Origin of the sequence: Ureibacillus sp. 179-F W5.1 NHS (assembly GCF_045369345.1) — a bacterium.
Taxonomy (GTDB): domain Bacteria; phylum Bacillota; class Bacilli; order Bacillales_A; family Planococcaceae; genus Ureibacillus; species Ureibacillus halotolerans.
Map to the genome: position 1 here is coordinate 13,330 of NZ_JBIQFG010000039.1, position 17,381 is coordinate 30,710.

Sequence of the window (17,381 nt, forward strand, 5' to 3'; positions counted from 1 at the left end):
CGGTTTTTTCCGAATAGGAGTCATCTTTTTTATTGTTTTTTTCTTGTAAACAAATTTTTTGTTTTTTCAGTAAGCCCCATTACTGCCGGCATAAAGACCGGTAGCATGATAAAGCTTAGTAACACAAGACCAACTAACACTAAAATGGCTACTTGCATTAATGTCACAATACCAGAAGGAATTAACGCTGCAAAAGTCCCACCTAAAATAAGTGCGGCAGATAAAACTACTCCACCTATATGTTTTGCCGCATCAATAATTGCTACACTACCCTTATCTTCTAACTCATGATATCTCATCATAAGAAAAATACTATAGTCAACACCTAGGGTTACGATCATGATAAAACTAAAGAATGGTACATTCCAACTTAATATACTTTGACCTAGAATCGTTTCGCTCAATAATTCAGAAAGGCCAAGGGAAGTATAGTAAGCTAATATAAGTGACGCAATAATAATCAAAGGTTGCCAAATTGAGCGGGTAATCACGAATAAGACAATGGCAATACCAATCATCATAATTGCGATTGTACGAGTAAAGTCGCCACTTGAGACTTGTTGTAAATCTACATTCGCTGCTGATTTACCACCAAGGGCAATTTCTGCATCACTAAAGCTTAAGCTTTTCGATGTCGCTTTAATTTGTTCATCAATATCTTCAATTACTTTCATTGCTTCTTTTGAATATGGATTAACATCTAAAATAATCATCATTTTCGTTGTTTTTTGATCATCTGACATATACATATTCAAACTTTCTTTGAACTCTTCTCCATCTAACACTTCCTGTGGAATGTAAAATACGCTATTTGAATCTGAGCTACTAACTTCTCTTAAATATTCCCGGGCATCTAATAAGCCATCTCCAATTTCAGATAATCCGTCAGTACTTTGAGCTAATCCATCTTGCAATAATTTCATTTTGTCTTGAAGTTCAGTTAAACCATCTTGTAATTGTTTTTGACCTTCATTAACAGTTGATAATCCAGTTTGTAATTCACTTGTTTGAGAATTAATTGTATTAACTCCATCTACACCTGATTCAAGACCTGTAGCTAAAGTATTGGCACCAGATTGTAATTGTCCTACTCCAGACTCCACCTGTTCCAAGCCACCTGTAATTTGAGCAAACGAAGCATTTGCCTCTTTAAAAGATTCTACCGCTAAATTATATTGAGGTGTTAGCTCTTGTAGCTTAACTTCCAATTGAGATAGTTGATCTTTTGCAGCTTTTGCTGTTCCTATAACGGTTTGTACATTGACATCTGAAGCCAATTCCGGCTTTGAAGCAACTAATGCATTCATGGATTGTTCAATTGCCGCATAGCCTTGTTTTGCACTTGTTATTGCACTATTCATCGAAGTAAACAACTCATTGAATTGACTAAATCCTTGCGCAAGCTCTCCATAACCCGTTTGTAACTGGGAAGCACCTGTTCTTAGTTCACTAACACTTTGCTTCAACGTATTTAAACCATTTGCTAAATCCGTTGCGCCTTTAGCACCCTTTTCATATCCACCAGCTACTTGGTTTAAAGCATCAGAAAGTTGACCTACCCCTTGTTCCATTTGAGCCGTTCCGTCAATTAACTGCTGTACACTATCAAAGCTATTCTCATCGACTTTGCCAAGTTCAGATTCTGCATCTGAAAGGCCGTCACGAATTGTACCTAGCCCTTCCTGTGCAGTTCCTAAGCCTTCATTTAATGTATTTGTTTGTTCTTTAATATATAAATCTTCTATCTTTTCTCCTGCTGGGCGAGTAACTGAATAAACTTGTGAAACACCATCTACTTTTGAAATCACTTCCGCCAACTGATCTATATCTTGCAATCCTGTTTGGGTTGCAAGCGAATCTTTCGATTGTATCACTAAATTAGTCGGTGATGAAAATCCAGAAGGAAAATGATCTTCGATTACAGAAATTGCTTGTTTCGATTCATACTCATCACTAATTTCTACTAAATCATCATAATTTAGTTCCCCTGTATATTTAATAATAAATGGTAAACATAAAACTGCGATCATCACTAATGCTGCAATCGGTCTGAAATAGGAATGCTTCGATAAAAACTGCCATAACTTGTTTTCACTATGACCATTAACGTTTTTTGCTGGCCAAAACATTTTAATGCCAAATAGCGCCATAAAGAATGGATTTAATGTGATTAAAACGAACAATAAAACAGCTACTCCAATGGCTACCGCTGATGTCGCTTGATACAATTTAAATTCCGCTAAATATAGAGCCATAAAACCGATGAATACCGCAATACCACTATAAACGACAGTTCTACCGGCTGTTTTATAAGTTTCCGTAATAGCTTTTAAAACCGGGAGACCTTTCCCCAGTTCTTCTTTAAAACGTGTATATAAAAGAATGTTGTAATCCGTTCCAATTCCAAACAAAATGACAATTAAAAATACTTGGGTAAAGTTTGAAAATGGAAAGTTGAATTTATCAACTAATTGCGCAACAATACCTAACGATACAATATAGGAAACTCCTACTGTTATAAGAGAAATTAACGGTACAACTGGTGATCGGAAAACTAATATTAATACAGCTAAAATGAACACAATCGCGATAACTTCGGTTTTCTTAATTCCTGCTTGTGATGATTTGGCGAAGTCATCCAGTACGATGTCTGTACCTGTATAATAGGAATCTACTGATTGTACTTCCGTTTTATCACGTAAAGCTTGTGCTACCTCTTCCACTGTTCCCTGATTATGATTAACATAAATTTGGGTTAAAATCGTCGTACCATCTTCAGAAACGAGTTGTTTTTTAGTTTCTTCACTATCGGAATGGGTCAACATATCGGTAATACCTAGTTCATCACGATCGGCCTTTAACGACTGTATAACTTCTTCAATTTCGTTAAGCTGGGTATCATTTAAAGCTTTATCACTTCCACTAGTAAAAACAGCGATAAACTGATATGTTTCCGTTCCTCCATCCTCCATTTCGGTTAATAGTTCTGATGCTATTTTACTTTGCGTATAAGCTGGAATATCAGTTTGACCTTTTTCCCGTACTAGTAAATCCAAATTCGGCATCGTTACAATCATTATAGTGGAAATAATTACCCAAATAACGAACGATACAGTACGTACATTCAGCCATTTTTTCAAAATAGATCACCTTTCTTTTATCATTCATTTCTTATTCTCTTTATTCAAAAACCTATCTATTACCCTACCATGGCAATATGGATTACAATATAGACAATTAGGGGCAAACTGTTTAAAAAAATGAAAATGAGGTTGGATAATGAGACATAGTGATGAAACGAAAAGAATACTTGCTAATTCATTAAAAGAAATGATGAAATCAAAAGCCATTGAGAAAATTTCCATCCGTGAAATTACGGATAATGCCAATGTCAATCGACAAACATTCTATTATCATTTTGAGGATATTTATGACTTATTGAAGTGGACTTTTCAACAAGAGGCTGTTCAATTGTTAGCAGTTCATAATAGCGCCAAAATTTGGCAAGAAGGTTTACTTCAACTTTTCCACTATCTAGATGATAACCGTACCATTTGCTTAAATGCGCTCCAGTCATTAGGAAGAGGAGATTTAAAACGTTTCTTTTATGCTGACATTCACAACATTTTAGAGCGTGTCGTAAAAGAGCATTGTAATAATTTACAAGCATCTGAACAATATTTATCATTCATTATCCATTTCTATACCATCTCATTAGGTGGTCTTGTGGAAAGCTGGTTAGCAGGAGAAATGGAACAAACCCCTGAAGAAATTATTGAAATGATTGATACATTTATTCAAGATCAACTACGAGGAGCACAAGAACGTATCAAAGGACAAGCTAGTATTTCTTAAGCGACACATTTCCCCCACCTAACCTATATTGAATGACTTCATAGGAAATGTTATATTAATCGCAAGATACTGAAAATTCCAATCTACTAATTTCAAATGAAAAGGAATAGTAGAGCCGAATTTGTATTGATTCTTATAAGGAATATCAATGGTATTTTTACAATTCGATTCAAGGGGGAATAGAAATGACTTCAAAATCAACGAGCGTTATTGAATTAACAGAGAATCTGGGTGCTCACAATTACCACCCACTTCCAATTGTTATTTCAGAAGCTGAAGGGGTTTGGGTGAAAGACCCTGAAGGACATCAATATATGGATATGCTTTCCGCTTATTCAGCATTAAATCAAGGTCACCGTCACCCTAAAATTATAAAAGCATTAATTGATCAAGCAAACCGCGTAACGTTAACATCTCGAGCATTCCACAACGATCAACTTGGTCCTTGGTATGAGAAATTAACGAAAATGACTGGTAAAAACATGGTTTTACCTATGAATACCGGTGCAGAAGCGGTTGAATCTGCCATTAAAGTCGCTCGTCGTTGGGCATATGATATAAAAGGCGTAGAAGCAAATAAAGCAGAAATTATCGGCTGTAATGGGAATTTCCACGGACGTACAATGGGGGCTGTTTCCTTATCTTCTGACAAAGAATATCAACGTGGTTTCGGTCCAATGTTAGAAGGATTTAAACTTATTCCTTATGGTGATGCGGATGCCCTTAAAGCTGCGATTACTCCAAACACAGCAGCTTTCATCGTTGAACCTATTCAAGGAGAAGCTGGTATTGTAATGCCTCCAAAAGGCTTCTTAAAAGCAGCTGAACAAATATGTAAAGAAAAAAATGTTTTATTCGTTACGGATGAAATTCAAACAGGTCTTGCCCGTACTGGGAAAATGTTTGCGCATCAATGGGAAGAAGTAACTCCAGATATTATCATTCTAGGTAAAGCCCTCGGTGGCGGTGTTATGCCTATATCTGCTGTGGTAGCAAATAGTGATATACTTGGTGTTTTAAATCCAGGTTCCCACGGTTCAACATTCGGAGGTAACCCACTTGCTTGCGCCGTGTCTCTCGCTTCTTTAGAAGTACTTGAAGAAGAAAAATTAACGGAACGGTCATTAGAATTAGGTAACTACTTCCAAGAACAATTACGTTCCATCAACCATCCAACAATTAAAGAAGTTCGTGGTAGTGGTTTATTTATCGGTGTGGAACTAACAGAACCTGCCCGTAAATATTGTGAGCAATTAATGGGGTTAGGACTATTATGTAAGGAAACCCATGACTATGTCATTCGATTTGCCCCACCTTTAGTCATTACAAAAGAAGAAATTGATTGGGCACTTGAAAAAATTAGAGCTGTATTTGCTTAAAATAAATAGAATGTAAAGAAGGTATTCGGATTATTTCCGAATACCCTCTTTTTTACGTTAAGATACATAGTATATAAATTTTTAGGAGAGAGTAAAATGCAAACGATTTATGTTACTGGATATCGCCCCCACGAACTTGGAATTTTTAACGATCGTCATCCTGGAATACCGATTATTAAAAAGGCAATTGAAAATGAACTAAGAATATTACTAGAGGATGGTCTTGAATGGGTGGTCATTAGCGGCCAACAAGGTGTAGAAACATGGACAGCTGAAGTCATAATCGAACTAAAAAAGGAATATGATAATATAAAATACTCGATTATTACCCCATTTTTAGAACAAGAGAAAAATTGGAACGAACAAAAGCAACTGAAATATCAATATATTGTTAGCCACGCTGATTTTGTGACAAGCGTAACGAAACGTCCCTATGAAGCACCTTGGCAATTCATTGAAAAGGACAAGTTTATTATTCAAAATACAGACAGCTTACTATTAATTTACGATGAAGAAAATGAAGGCTCTCCTAAATACGTAAAAAACCTAGCACAAAAGTACGCCGATTTGCATAACTATAACATAATAGAAATAAATGCTTATGATCTTCAAGTAATTGCTGAGGAAATGCAGAGGGAAGATTGGTAATAAATAATTTACTTAATTTTCAGACATTTGTAAGCATTTTTTGCTATAATAAAAATGATTATTTGTAAAGGAGCTGTTGCTATGGAAAAAATCAGACTGGTAAATGAACCAAAACCAATCAATGTACCCCACCATACTTATAAAAGAGAATGTTGTTACACGCGGGGTGTTCATATTCCCCATGAAGACTTTGTAGAAATATTGGATCATATGTCCCACGACATAAAACTTTATTTTGATTTCCATAATCCTGGAAAACAAATTGCCCCTGGTACGTATTTAAATGGCTACTCTGGCCTTGCAAGAAGCATTATAAATTACTACCAAAATATTAAAAAATTAAGTGTAGATGGTTTAAATAACGGCAAAGATTTTTATGTGAAAATTATTTAATACTTTTTGAGGTGACAAAAAAGTGAATATCAATTAAAAACACCGCCTGTTGTGAGCTAAGAAGCTTCGCTGACAAGCGGTGTTTAAATTTATCTTTATTTCTTTTGAATTGAAATGGACCAAGCAGCTTCATCAATTTGTTCAAAATTTGTTACTGTGTGACCTGCTTCAGCAGCCCAGCGTGGAATCGATTCCGTACCTTGTGTACAATCGAACTCTACCACTAATTCGTCCCCAGAGTTAATTTCTTCAATCGCTTGTTGTGCTTCGATTAAAGGGAATGGGCAAACCATACCTTTTACTTCTAATTTCTTTTGCATGTAAAAGTCCTCCTTAATATAAGATTATGCAGGTGTAACTTGTTCTTTTAATTTTGCAGCCATCGCTTTTTGGCGTGGACGGACAAAGACGAAATATGATGCAGTCCATGTACCTAAAATCATAAAGACAAGTCCAATCCAACCTTGCCATGTCATCATAGCAGTCATTACTAAACCGTTCCCAATGGAGCATCCACCAGCAAGACTTGCACCGACACCCATCAAATTACCACCGATAAAACTATTAATACCTGTTTTTACATCAGGCATTCTGAAACGGAACTCTTTACTTGCTTTAGCAGCAATAAATGAACCCGCGAAGATTCCTAACACTAAAAATACGCCCCAGTTAAGGAAACCTTCATCTCCTGTTGTTAAGTATTGTAAAATGTTAGCAGAAGGTGTAGTAATCCCTAATCCAAATACGCGTCCTGTTGCTGCACTTAATGGCCATGCGATGAATGCAATAATACCGATTAAAGTAGCAGTAACGAAGGGATTCCAACGTTTTTCAAATAATATATGTGCTAATCCAGTACGTTTTGGTTTCAATGATGGAATAGCTACTTTTGGTTTCGTTAATTGTTTATATAAAATAAACGCTACGATTAAAACAAATGGAACAATAATAAACCAATGATTAATGCCAAATGTTTCAGCAATTGAGTTTTTAGGTAATACAGTACTTTGTTGCATTTGTTGATTAAACGGACCAAATACACCTGTACGCATCATTGTACTCATTAACATATATCCAGCTAATGCGATCCAACTTCCTATTAATCCTTCGCCTGCACGATACCAAGTTCCAGTTGCACATCCGCCGGCTAAAATAATACCAATCCCAAAAATAAAGGACCCAATAATGACTGATAAAATTGGTAAAGAACCTGCTGAATATTCAAATACACCTAAATCGATTAATAAAAATACGCCTACGCTTTGTACTGCGATTGCAACTAATAACGCATAAAACATACGATTATCTTTTGCTATATACATATCACGGAATCCACCTGTTAAGCAAAAGCGGCCCCTTTGCATTACAAAACCTAACAATGCTCCACAAAGTAATCCGGTAATAATTAAGTATGTCATTTTTCTCACCTCTCACATTTAATTCTTAGTAAATCAATATGATTATAATACATTCCCTATTCATATGTTACAAGATTTATTTTTTTCCAGTCCACGAAAATAGGTCTATTTTAATATTTTTATGGTTATTACTTACAAACAAATAATTTGATAATTCCGAATGAAAAATATTGACATTCCCGTTGATAATGATTATCATTATCGTAGTAATACTACTTTTCGAGATGAACCCCTCAGAATTCTCGAATATTTCTTTTGAGTAATGGCAAATCTATTAAAGGTTTGCCATTTTGTGTTCTGTATACTATCTGATGTACACTGTACATATAATGAATAAAGGAGTTGATAGAATGGATTATCGTATTGAAAAAGACACTCTTGGAGAAGTACGAGTACCAGCGGATAAAATTTGGGGTGCTCAAACTCAACGAAGTAAAGAAAATTTCCAAATCGGGCAAGAAACAATGCCGATTGAAATTATCCGTGCCTTCGCAACATTAAAAAAAGCTGCCGCTATTACAAATGAAAAATTAGGAAAATTATCAAAAGCTAAAACCGAAGCAATTGTTACTGCTGCTGATGAAATCCTTTCAGGTAAATGGGACGATCAATTCCCCCTTGTCGTATGGCAAACTGGTAGTGGTACACAATCCAATATGAATGTAAATGAAGTAATCGCTTACCGTGCAAATCAATTGTTGGAAGCACAAGGCGTTACGGAACGGGTTCATCCAAATGATGATGTGAATAAATCCCAAAGTTCAAACGATACATTCCCAACCGCCTTACATATCGCTGCAGTGGAAATGGTTGAAAACTATTTAATGCCTCGACTTCAATTATTAAAGGCCACTTTCAAAGAAAAGTCAGAGCAATTTAAAGATATTATAAAAATCGGTCGTACCCATTTACAAGATGCGACACCATTAACATTAGGTCAAGAAATTAGCGGATGGCACCACATGCTTGTGAAATCAGAAAAAATGATTATGGTTAACACACAATTTTTAAAAGACCTTGCAATTGGTGGTACTGCAGTAGGGACTGGAATCAATGCTCACCCTAAATTTGGTGATATGGTTGCCGAGGAAATTAGCCATTTAACTGGTATAACATTTGCTTCCTCTGAAAATAAATTCCATGCGTTAACATCCCATGATGAAATTGTTTCTGCCCATGGCGCATTAAAAGCACTAGCAGCAGACTTAATGAAAATCGCCAATGATGTTCGTTGGCTTGCTAGCGGACCTCGAAGTGGTATTGGTGAGATTACGATACCGGAAAATGAACCAGGAAGCTCTATTATGCCGGGTAAAGTGAATCCTACCCAAAGCGAAGCCATGACAATGGTTGTCACTCAAGTAATAGGTAACGATGCTACTATCGCCTTTGCTGCTTCCCAAGGGAACTTTGAGCTAAACGTATTTAAACCGGTTATTATTTATAATTTCTTGCAATCTGCTCGCCTTCTTGCTGATGCGATGAAATCATTCAATGATAACTGTGCAATTGGCATCGAACCAAATATAGAAGTTCTTGAGCGCAATTTAGAAAATTCATTGATGCTAGTCACTGCATTAAACCCATATATCGGTTATGAGAATGCGGCGAAAATTGCAAAGAAAGCCCATAAAGAAGGAACTACTTTAAAAGAAGCAGCTATTTCTTTAGGTCTTTTAACTGAAGAACAATTTGAAGAATATATCGATCCAAAGAAAATGATTTATCCTAACGCAGAATAAGTTTATATTTCTCATTAGTGTCCCAGGTAGTTTTGGGACACTTTTTAATTAATTGAAGAATATAACTTATCGATTTACTAAAGATAACTTTATAATGAAATAAAACTACTAAGTTAGGAGCTTTACAATGAATCAACCTATCTTATGTATAGGCGAATTGCTTATCGATTTTTTTAGTAACGAAGTGAATACAACATTAGTAAAAACTCAAACATTTACGAAAAAAGCCGGTGGAGCTCCAGCAAATGTCTGTGTAGCTATTGCAAAGTTAGGTGGAGAAGCTTTCTTTTGCGGTAAAGTTGGTGATGATCCCTTTGGAGAATTTTTATCGGACACCCTCGTTCGTGAAAACGTCCATACGGATCTATTAGTAAAAGACCCTTTCCACTCTACTACCCTTGCCTTTGTTTCGTTACAAAAGGATGGCCAACGAGACTTTGTTTTCAATCGGGGAGCCGATGCTTATTTAACTACAGAAGATGTGCCAAATAAATTCTTTAAAGAAATGAACATTGTTCACTTTGGTTCAGCTACTGCCCTCCTTCCAGGACAATTACAGGAAACTTATAAAAATATACTAGTAGATTCAAAGGAAAACAACAGCTATATTTCCTTTGATCCTAATTTTAGATCTGACTTATGGAGCGGACAAGAAAAGCAATTTATCCAATTAGCCAATGAATTCATTTCCAACTGTGATTTTTTAAAGGTTAGTGATGAGGAACTTTATCTATTAACAAATGAACAAGAAATAGCAAAAGCCGTTACCGTACTTCATCAGTTTGGCGCGAAAAGTATTGCTGTTACTTTAGGAAAAGAAGGTACATATTTTTCCTATAACGGTAAATCAACAACAATTCCAAGCATACCCGTTCAAGCTATTGATACGACTGGTGCTGGCGATGCATTTGTTGGGGCAGTATTATACCAATTAGGTAAAGTAAATAATCCTCATAACTTAACCTTTGACGAATGGCATACGATTATTTCTTTCGCCAATAAAGTCGGCGCGAAAGTTTGTGAAAAAGTAGGTGCCGTCGAAGCATTACCAACTTTGGATGAACTAGAAAAATTTTAAGCAAAAAAGAGGGTCGACCCAATATTTTAGGGTCGCCCTCTCCTACTAATCTACTTTTATTGTTTGCGTATGCATTGGATCCTCTTTTTTTATCCCAATCATGTTAAACACAATGTTCAAAATAATAGCTGTAATCGATCCGCAAACAATTCCGTTGGATGTTAAAACGGAAATACTAGATGGTAATACCGCAAAGATTTCAGGTACCATAATTACTCCCCCACCAAGACCGATGGAAATAGCAGCTACCATTGCATTCTCTGGTGAGCGCATAATTTCAGGAGCTAACATCGTAATCCCTTGCGTTACTACCATACCGAACATCGCCAGCATCGCACCACCTAAAACAGCTGTTGGAATAATTGTAGTCAGTGCAGCTACTTTTGGTAAGAATCCTAATAATACGAGTAAAATTCCTGTTACAAAAATAACTCTTCGTTCTTTTACCCCTGTCATTTTGATTAACCCGACATTTTGGGAAAACGTTGTATATGGAAATGCATTAAAAATTCCTCCAATAATGGAAGCTAAACCTTCAGAACGGTATCCGCGAGATAAATCCTTAGAATTAATTGGCGTTTTCGTAATATCGCTTAACGCAAAGTATACTCCCGATGACTCTACTAAAGAAACCATTGCAACAAGGGTCATCGTAATAATAGCACTTACATCAAAGGTTGGTGTTCCAAAATAGAACGGTTCGACCATATGTAACCAAGATGCCTCATTTACTGGAGAGAAATCAACTTTCCCTAAAAAGGCAGCAATAATTGTACCAACTACTAAACCTAATAGAATGGAAATAGAACGGATGAATCCAGTAGTGAAACGATAAATGAGTAAAATAATAATTAACGTAAGGATAGCCAAAGTAATGTTTGATGCAGAACCGAAATCAGCCGCTCCTTGCCCACCACCCATATTGTTCGTCGCCACCGGAATTAAGGAGATCCCGATAATTGTAACAACAGAACCTGTAACGATTGGCGGGAAAAACTTCACAAGCTTTCCGAATATCCCAGAAATTAATATAACGATAATTCCCGAAGCAATAATCGCTCCATAAATAGCTCCCACACCTTTGTCCGAACCAATGGCAATAATTGGACTTACTGCTGTAAAGGTACAACCTAACACGACTGGTAAGCCAATTCCGAAAAATTTACCGCGCATTACTTGTACAATCGTTGCGATACCGCACATTAAAATATCGATTGCAACTAAATATGTCATCTGTTCCGTACTAAATTTTAATGCCCCACCGATAATAATTGGTACTAAAATGGCACCGGCATACATAGCAAGTAAATGTTGAATCCCTAGCGTTACAACTTTTGCTTTGTTCATTTGAACAAAATCCTCCTTAGTTTCTAATAGTTTTATTAATCAAAAAACTCAACTTGTCCATTTGCTAACGATTTAATATTGGCTAATGATTCAACACGAATGCCTTGTTCGCGTAAAAGTTGTCCACCTTGTTGGAATCCTTTTTCAATAACAATCCCTACTCCGATTACATTGGCCTCTGCCTGTTGTGCAATATCTAATAATCCTTTTACCGCTTCACCGTTTGCTAAAAAATCATCGATAATTAGCACATTATCATCTGGTGATAAGAAGTCTCTAGAAACCGAAATTTCATTCGTTTCATTTTTTGTAAAGGAATGTACTTTAGAAGAATAAAGATTGTCTGCTAAAGTTAATGATTTTCTTTTACGGGCAAAAACAACAGGTGCCCCAATGAATAAACCTAACATAGTAGCTGGCGCAATACCTGAAGATTCAATCGTTAAAATTTTTGTAATGACATCATCTGAATAACGATTGGCAAATTCTTCACCAATTTCTTTCATCAATAAAGGATCAATTTGATGATTTAAAAAGGAGTCAACCTTTAAAACCGTCTCTGATAAAACTCGTCCTTCTTTAAGGATTTTATCTTTTAGTAATTGCATAAATGAAATTCCTTCCTTGTTTTGTTTTTGAGCAAATAAAAAACTCGAAAAACTTATCCCGCTATGAGTGGAACAAGTCTTTCGAGTAAAATGTCGAAAGTTAATAGAATACGAAATTCCCCCTATAAGGGTACCGTAATCTAAACATTGCCTCTCATAGTCGACTTATTTACGGTAAGTCGGTAGAAACTTGCGAGCCATATTCTCGCCATTATATGAGTGAAAATATTAATAGCTTAATAGAAAAGCTAATTGTAAAGATTGTTAAGAATGTCCCAATTATAAACACGGATAAAATGAAATGCAATAACCTGCAAAATAATAAAACGATTCTAATTATTCGGAAATTAGACAAATTAGAAGGTATTTTCTAAACAATGTTCGCCTTTTAACCTTTTATTTCCTTCTTTAGATATAAATTAATGTAATAGCTGAGTAAGTGTAGATTTAATCTGTCCAAAGGAGTTTCCTTCTTTTCCAAAATACCCCATACTTCGACACACTAGAACATCTACAATGCCTCCATTGTTCAGCTGTAGCTTTGCTATTACATCCTTTCGCTCTAGATTAGCAACTGTTTCATTTATATCCTGTTCTCTCAACTCGACTAGTTGATGTTGGAATTGTTCTAAAAACAACTTATAAGCAGAGGCACCTTGAAGTACTAAAATGTTTGGTTCAAATTCATTGAGCACTTGTTGAAATACTTCAAACCCTTGAATATAAAGTGGGTGTTTGCTTTTTTTCAATTGCTTCAAATTATCCGGGTCCGAAATAAAACAGTTTACGCTAGATAAAGTAACTGACGCATTCAAATGTTCCTCTACCCATTTCGCAAAGTTTATAGACCCTTTATATTCACGGGACATCTCGTCATGGAATACATCATGAAATAATTTGCTATCGACTAAAGAATCTGCATAGATTTCGATATCACCTGCATCTAAATGAAAATGAAGTTCTGGTTTTGCCCCTACTAAAAAAACCTTTGATTTGTATGGGTTTCCATCTCCTTGAAAAGGTAAAAACGCAATACTATCGGACTTTTTGTCCACTGCCCAACTTTGTATTTTTTTTAAAAATCCTTTCGACACTGACATATCTCAACATCCTTTACTTAGCGCTACTTTAGTTTATTATGTCCATTATAACAAGGAAAGTCTTTCCCTAAAGATGTAATTTTTAATTCCTTAAACAATAAAAAATCGGCAAATTATTTTGCCGATTTTTCTTATTTATCGAAATCGTAATCCTTTAATGAGACAACCTTCGTTTTATGTTTGATTTTATATCCTATCCATAATGCTAAAAATAAAGGTATCCCAATATAGGAAACTGCTACGCCATACCAATCAATGGATCCACCGATAAATGCAGTGTAATTTTGTCCAACTATAACGATTATACAAACGACAAGTGCAAATAAAGGTCCGAATGGGTATAACTTCGCTTTATATGGCAATAAACTTAAATCACGACCTTGTAATTGGTACGCCTTACGGAAACGATAATGACTAATCGCAATCCCAATCCAAGCAAGAAAACCGGAAAGACCTGAAGCATTTAATAACCACATGTATACGGCACCATCGCCAAAGAAAGAAGATAAAAAGGCTAAACAACCGACTGCTAACGTAGCTAACAACGCATAAACCGGAATACCACGCTTACTTAACTTTGCAAAAATTTTCGGCGCTTTTCCATCCACTGCAAGCTGCCATAGCATACGTGAAGATGCATAAAGACCTGAATTACCCGCAGATAGCATGGCAGTTAATATAATCGCATTCATCACTGAAGCAGCGAAGGCAATTCCTAATTTATCGAACACTAACGTAAATGGTGACACGGCCACATCTTCAGAAAGTAAGCGTGAATCTGTATAAGGAATTAATAATCCGATTGCAAGAATAGCTAAAATATAAAAAAGTAAAATACGCCAGAAAACTGAACGAACAGCTATCGGAATGTTTTTTCCAGGGTCATCTGTTTCCCCAGCAGTAATTCCTAAAAGTTCAGTTCCTTGGAATGAGAATCCTGCCGCTAAAAAGATACCGAAAATAGCAAGGAATCCACCATTAAAAGGCGCATCTCCAACAAAAAAGTTTTCAAATCCTAATGGATCATGTCCACCTAAAATGCCAAAAATCATTAAAAACGAAACAACGATAAAGACAATAACCGTTGCCACTTTGATCATGGCAAACCAATATTCACTTTCACCATAGGCTCTAACGGATAATAAGTTAAAAGTTAAAATGATAATTATAAAAAGTACCGTCCAAAGAGCGGAAGAACTATTTGGAAACCAAAATTTCATAATGAGGGTTACGGCGGAGATTTCCGCTGCAATTGTTATCGCCCAGTTATACCAATAATTCCAACCCATGGCAAATCCGAAGGCCGGATCTACAAATTCCGTTGCATATGTACTAAATGAACCAGATGTCGGCATGTACGCGGCCATCTCCCCTAGACTTGTCATAAGGAAATAAACCATTATACCAATAAGAGCATATGCAATTAGCGCTCCACCTGGACCAGCTTGAGCTATGGAAGCTCCACTTGCTAAAAACAAGCCAGTCCCGATAGTTCCCCCAAGGGAAATCATGGTTATATGACGACTTTTCAAAGCCCTTTTTAGTTCAGGCTGATTTTGTTTTGATTCTTTGTCACTCATGTTGAAAATCTCCTTTAATATACGCATACATACAGTATGTACAATAATTCGATTACAAACTTACATGTTTAAAAAATAACAGCCATCACTTAAGGATGGCATTTTTAACTTTCATCACACTACCATAAACCTGGTAGAAGTTGTATGATAAAAATTAGCTCGTTTCATAGTTTAACATAAAAATTTATATTTTCTAATTTGTAGAATTTTCACATACATATTGGAGGGTCCAAAAATGACTACAAATAAAATTTCCCATCGAGAAAAAAAACTACATACCAATACGATACTTTTTGTCGTCGCAATTATTTTTTTCGCAAGTACATTAAGAACACCTTTAACTGGGGTTGGCCCTATTATTTCATTTATTCGGGATAGTCTTGGGATATCCAATGTATTGGCCGGCTTTTTGACAACTATTCCCCTTTTAGCCTTTGCCTTTGTTTCACCTTTTGTTCCACGCATTTCCCGTAAATTCGGCATGGAATGGACTTTATTTTACTCCATCATATTACTAACCATTGGTATTATTTTACGTTCCGTTGGAAGTACATCCCTTTTAATTATCGGAACCGTTTTAATCGGTGTTGCAATCGCTTTTGGAAATGTATTATTTCCAAGTTTTTTTAAAATGAAATTTCCTTTTCACATCGGTTTATTAACGGGTATCTACACTGTTTCAATGAATATTTCGGCAGCTGTAGCCCTAGGCATTAGCAATCCAATTGCGGCAAATTCAAACGTCGGTTGGCAAGGTGCATTAGCTGGTCCCATCGTCTTAACATTGATCACTTTAATCACTTGGATTCCCCTTCTCCGTGGAGAAAAAGTTGATTTAAATAACATTTCTAAAAATGGTACAACAAAGAGTGAATCTACCAAACTTTGGAAATCTCCGTTGGCATGGGCTATTGCTGTTTCCATGGGTTTACAGTCCCTTATTTTTTACTGTTCTGCTGCTTGGTTACCAGAAATTTTAATCTCCCAAGGCTTTAGTGCAGACAAAGCCGGATGGATGACTTCTGTAATGCAAATGTCTCAAATTCCAATGACATTCCTTATTCCTATCATTGCTGAGAAATTACGCTCTCAACGGCCCATCGTTATCCTTTTCACTTCGTTTTATATTGTAGGCTTTTTCGGCGTATTTTTTGAATTTACTAATTTCACTATACTATGGATGATCTTAATTGGACTAGGTGGAGGCGCGTCCTTTGGTACCGTCGTCATGTTATTTACATTACGTACAAAAACCGCTTATGAGGCTGCCCAAATATCCGGATTTGCCCAATCAATTGGCTATTTACTTGCAGCTATAGGACCAGTATTATTCGGATTTTTACATGATATGGCCAATAGTTGGTATGTACCGAATGGTTTATTTATTATCGTTTCCATCGTTTTATGTATTTCTGCTTATATTAGTGCAAAAGATCGCTATTTATAGCACACTATACAAACATACGTACCCCTTTTATGTTACAATGATATAAATTGTTACATAAAAGGGGTTAACCATTTTGCGAAAGCGCAAAGAAAAAAAGAAAAAACAAATTAGAATATTTCCCATTATCATCCTTGCGATTATTGGATATTTAGGATGGTACTATACAAATACATTTAATGGAGCAATTTTTGCGATAATCCTTTTTCTTCTCTTAATTATTAGTTTTAAAGTTTGGCGGAAGACACGGGGTTATGCCAGATTAAGAAAAGCTGGTATTAAGGAAATCGATGAAATGACCGGTGAAGAATTTGAGGAATTTTTAGGTCACCTCTTCCAAAAGCGTGGATATAAAGTTTCCTATACAAAGGCTTCAAGTGATTACGGTGCAGATTTAATTCTTGAAGATCGAGATGATATTATCGCCGTCCAAGCTAAACGCTATTCCGGTTCTGTTGGTGTAAAGGCTGTACAAGAAATTATCGGTTCATTGAAAATGTATGATGCGACCGAAGCATGGGTTGTAACGAACAGCTATTTTACAAGACAAGCAGAGAAATTAGCCGAAACAAACGACGTGTATTTAATCGATCGAGACGAACTAATTGAAATGATTTTAAAGAAAAGATAAACAGTATACAAATCCAATAAATAAAAAAATCTGCTCTCTTAGCATTGGTACTGACCATCATTTTTGAGACAATAAGAAAATACCCTACTTTACAGTTAGTTGACGGTATTTAACCGGCGATTGGCTGTTTAGTTTCGTTTGAATACGGATATTGTTAT

15 protein-coding genes and 1 riboswitch are annotated in these 17,381 nt (G+C 35.9%); of the genes, 8 read left to right on the forward strand and 7 right to left on the reverse strand.

The window, feature by feature from the left end:
• Positions 1–29: 29 nt before the first annotated feature.
• Positions 30–3,140, reverse strand: coding sequence for an MMPL family transporter (locus ACH0B5_RS14475; protein ID WP_406928017.1), 3,111 nt, complete (start codon positions 3,138–3,140; stop codon positions 30–32).
• A 139-nt stretch (positions 3,141–3,279) separates the two neighbouring features.
• Between ACH0B5_RS14475 and ACH0B5_RS14480 the strand changes: the two genes are divergently transcribed.
• From ACH0B5_RS14480 to ACH0B5_RS14495, 4 genes are all read left to right on the forward strand, one after another.
• Entirely contained in the window at positions 3,280–3,855 is a 576-nt protein-coding gene (locus ACH0B5_RS14480; protein WP_122971980.1) for a TetR/AcrR family transcriptional regulator, read from the forward strand.
• A gap of 185 nt (positions 3,856–4,040) precedes the next feature.
• Positions 4,041–5,234, forward strand: coding sequence for an ornithine--oxo-acid transaminase (locus ACH0B5_RS14485; RefSeq protein WP_122971979.1), 1,194 nt, complete (start codon positions 4,041–4,043; stop codon positions 5,232–5,234).
• A 96-nt stretch (positions 5,235–5,330) separates the two neighbouring features.
• Complete coding sequence (locus ACH0B5_RS14490) at positions 5,331–5,882, forward strand: SLOG family protein (protein WP_122971978.1); 552 nt, start codon at positions 5,331–5,333, stop codon at positions 5,880–5,882.
• Positions 5,883–5,963: 81 nt separating this feature from the next.
• Positions 5,964–6,275: a hypothetical protein gene (locus tag ACH0B5_RS14495; protein WP_122971977.1), complete on the forward strand. Its 312-nt coding sequence runs from the start codon at positions 5,964–5,966 to the stop codon at positions 6,273–6,275.
• 95 nt (positions 6,276–6,370) lie between these two features.
• Here ACH0B5_RS14495 and ACH0B5_RS14500 read toward each other — a convergent pair whose 3' ends face one another.
• Positions 6,371–6,595, reverse strand: coding sequence for a sulfurtransferase TusA family protein (locus ACH0B5_RS14500; RefSeq protein WP_122971976.1), 225 nt, complete (start codon positions 6,593–6,595; stop codon positions 6,371–6,373).
• Positions 6,596–6,619: 24 nt separating this feature from the next.
• Positions 6,620–7,693, reverse strand: a complete 1,074-nt coding sequence (locus ACH0B5_RS14505; protein ID WP_341361445.1) for a YeeE/YedE thiosulfate transporter family protein — start codon at positions 7,691–7,693, stop codon at positions 6,620–6,622.
• A gap of 350 nt (positions 7,694–8,043) precedes the next feature.
• Here ACH0B5_RS14505 and fumC point away from each other — a divergent pair, with 350 nt between their 5' ends.
• Together fumC and ACH0B5_RS14515 are read left to right on the forward strand one after the other, a co-directional pair.
• Complete coding sequence (fumC, locus tag ACH0B5_RS14510) at positions 8,044–9,435, forward strand: class II fumarate hydratase (protein WP_122971974.1); 1,392 nt, start codon at positions 8,044–8,046, stop codon at positions 9,433–9,435.
• 127 nt (positions 9,436–9,562) lie between these two features.
• The gene (locus ACH0B5_RS14515) at positions 9,563–10,513 is read left to right on the forward strand and encodes a carbohydrate kinase family protein (protein WP_406928018.1); all 951 of its coding nucleotides are present in this window, start codon (positions 9,563–9,565) and stop codon (positions 10,511–10,513) included.
• Positions 10,514–10,558: 45 nt separating this feature from the next.
• Here the strand turns inward: ACH0B5_RS14515 and ACH0B5_RS14520 are convergent, their stop codons facing one another.
• The 4 genes from ACH0B5_RS14520 to ACH0B5_RS14535 all read right to left on the reverse strand — a co-directional run bounded on the left by ACH0B5_RS14520 (position 10,559) and on the right by ACH0B5_RS14535 (position 15,148).
• A complete protein-coding gene (locus ACH0B5_RS14520; RefSeq protein ID WP_406928019.1) occupies positions 10,559–11,860 on the reverse strand; it encodes a nucleobase:cation symporter-2 family protein in 1,302 nt (433 codons plus the stop codon).
• 35 nt (positions 11,861–11,895) lie between these two features.
• Positions 11,896–12,468 (reverse strand): xanthine phosphoribosyltransferase, encoded by a 573-nt coding sequence (locus ACH0B5_RS14525; protein WP_406928020.1) that lies wholly within the window; start codon positions 12,466–12,468, stop codon positions 11,896–11,898.
• 137 nt (positions 12,469–12,605) lie between these two features.
• Positions 12,606–12,707, reverse strand: a riboswitch (purine riboswitch).
• A 180-nt stretch (positions 12,708–12,887) separates the two neighbouring features.
• Positions 12,888–13,568, reverse strand: coding sequence for a hypothetical protein (locus ACH0B5_RS14530; RefSeq protein WP_406928021.1), 681 nt, complete (start codon positions 13,566–13,568; stop codon positions 12,888–12,890).
• Positions 13,569–13,699: 131 nt separating this feature from the next.
• Positions 13,700–15,148, reverse strand: coding sequence for an amino acid permease (locus ACH0B5_RS14535; protein ID WP_122973699.1), 1,449 nt, complete (start codon positions 15,146–15,148; stop codon positions 13,700–13,702).
• A gap of 235 nt (positions 15,149–15,383) precedes the next feature.
• On the opposite strand from ACH0B5_RS14535, the gene ACH0B5_RS14540 reads away from it, so the two are divergent.
• Both ACH0B5_RS14540 and ACH0B5_RS14545 read left to right on the forward strand, forming a co-directional pair.
• Positions 15,384–16,595 carry a CynX/NimT family MFS transporter gene (locus ACH0B5_RS14540; protein WP_122973700.1) on the forward strand — a complete coding sequence of 404 codons (1,212 nt, stop codon included), beginning with the start codon at positions 15,384–15,386 and terminating at the stop codon, positions 16,593–16,595.
• Between the two features lie 73 nt (positions 16,596–16,668).
• Entirely contained in the window at positions 16,669–17,223 is a 555-nt protein-coding gene (locus tag ACH0B5_RS14545) for a restriction endonuclease (RefSeq protein ID WP_406928022.1), read from the forward strand.
• The last annotated feature ends 158 nt before the right edge of the window (positions 17,224–17,381 follow it).

Bases quoted from the DNA above. Each gene is read 5' to 3' on its own strand.
- ACH0B5_RS14480 (WP_122971980.1), top strand. From the start codon at position 3,280: ATGAGACATAGTGATGAAACGAAAAGAATACTTGCTAATTCATTAAAA.
- ACH0B5_RS14485 (WP_122971979.1), top strand. From the start codon at position 4,041: ATGACTTCAAAATCAACGAGCGTTATTGAATTAACAGAGAATCTGGGT.
- ACH0B5_RS14490 (WP_122971978.1), top strand. From the start codon at position 5,331: ATGCAAACGATTTATGTTACTGGATATCGCCCCCACGAACTTGGAATT.
- ACH0B5_RS14495 (WP_122971977.1), top strand. From the start codon at position 5,964: ATGGAAAAAATCAGACTGGTAAATGAACCAAAACCAATCAATGTACCC.
- ACH0B5_RS14500 (WP_122971976.1), bottom strand. From the start codon at position 6,595: ATGCAAAAGAAATTAGAAGTAAAAGGTATGGTTTGCCCATTCCCTTTA.
- ACH0B5_RS14505 (WP_341361445.1), bottom strand. From the start codon at position 7,693: ATGACATACTTAATTATTACCGGATTACTTTGTGGAGCATTGTTAGGT.
- fumC (WP_122971974.1), top strand. From the start codon at position 8,044: ATGGATTATCGTATTGAAAAAGACACTCTTGGAGAAGTACGAGTACCA.
- ACH0B5_RS14515 (WP_406928018.1), top strand. From the start codon at position 9,563: ATGAATCAACCTATCTTATGTATAGGCGAATTGCTTATCGATTTTTTT.
- ACH0B5_RS14520 (WP_406928019.1), bottom strand. From the start codon at position 11,860: ATGAACAAAGCAAAAGTTGTAACGCTAGGGATTCAACATTTACTTGCT.
- ACH0B5_RS14525 (WP_406928020.1), bottom strand. From the start codon at position 12,468: ATGCAATTACTAAAAGATAAAATCCTTAAAGAAGGACGAGTTTTATCA.
- ACH0B5_RS14530 (WP_406928021.1), bottom strand. From the start codon at position 13,568: ATGTCAGTGTCGAAAGGATTTTTAAAAAAAATACAAAGTTGGGCAGTG.
- ACH0B5_RS14535 (WP_122973699.1), bottom strand. From the start codon at position 15,148: ATGAGTGACAAAGAATCAAAACAAAATCAGCCTGAACTAAAAAGGGCT.
- ACH0B5_RS14540 (WP_122973700.1), top strand. From the start codon at position 15,384: ATGACTACAAATAAAATTTCCCATCGAGAAAAAAAACTACATACCAAT.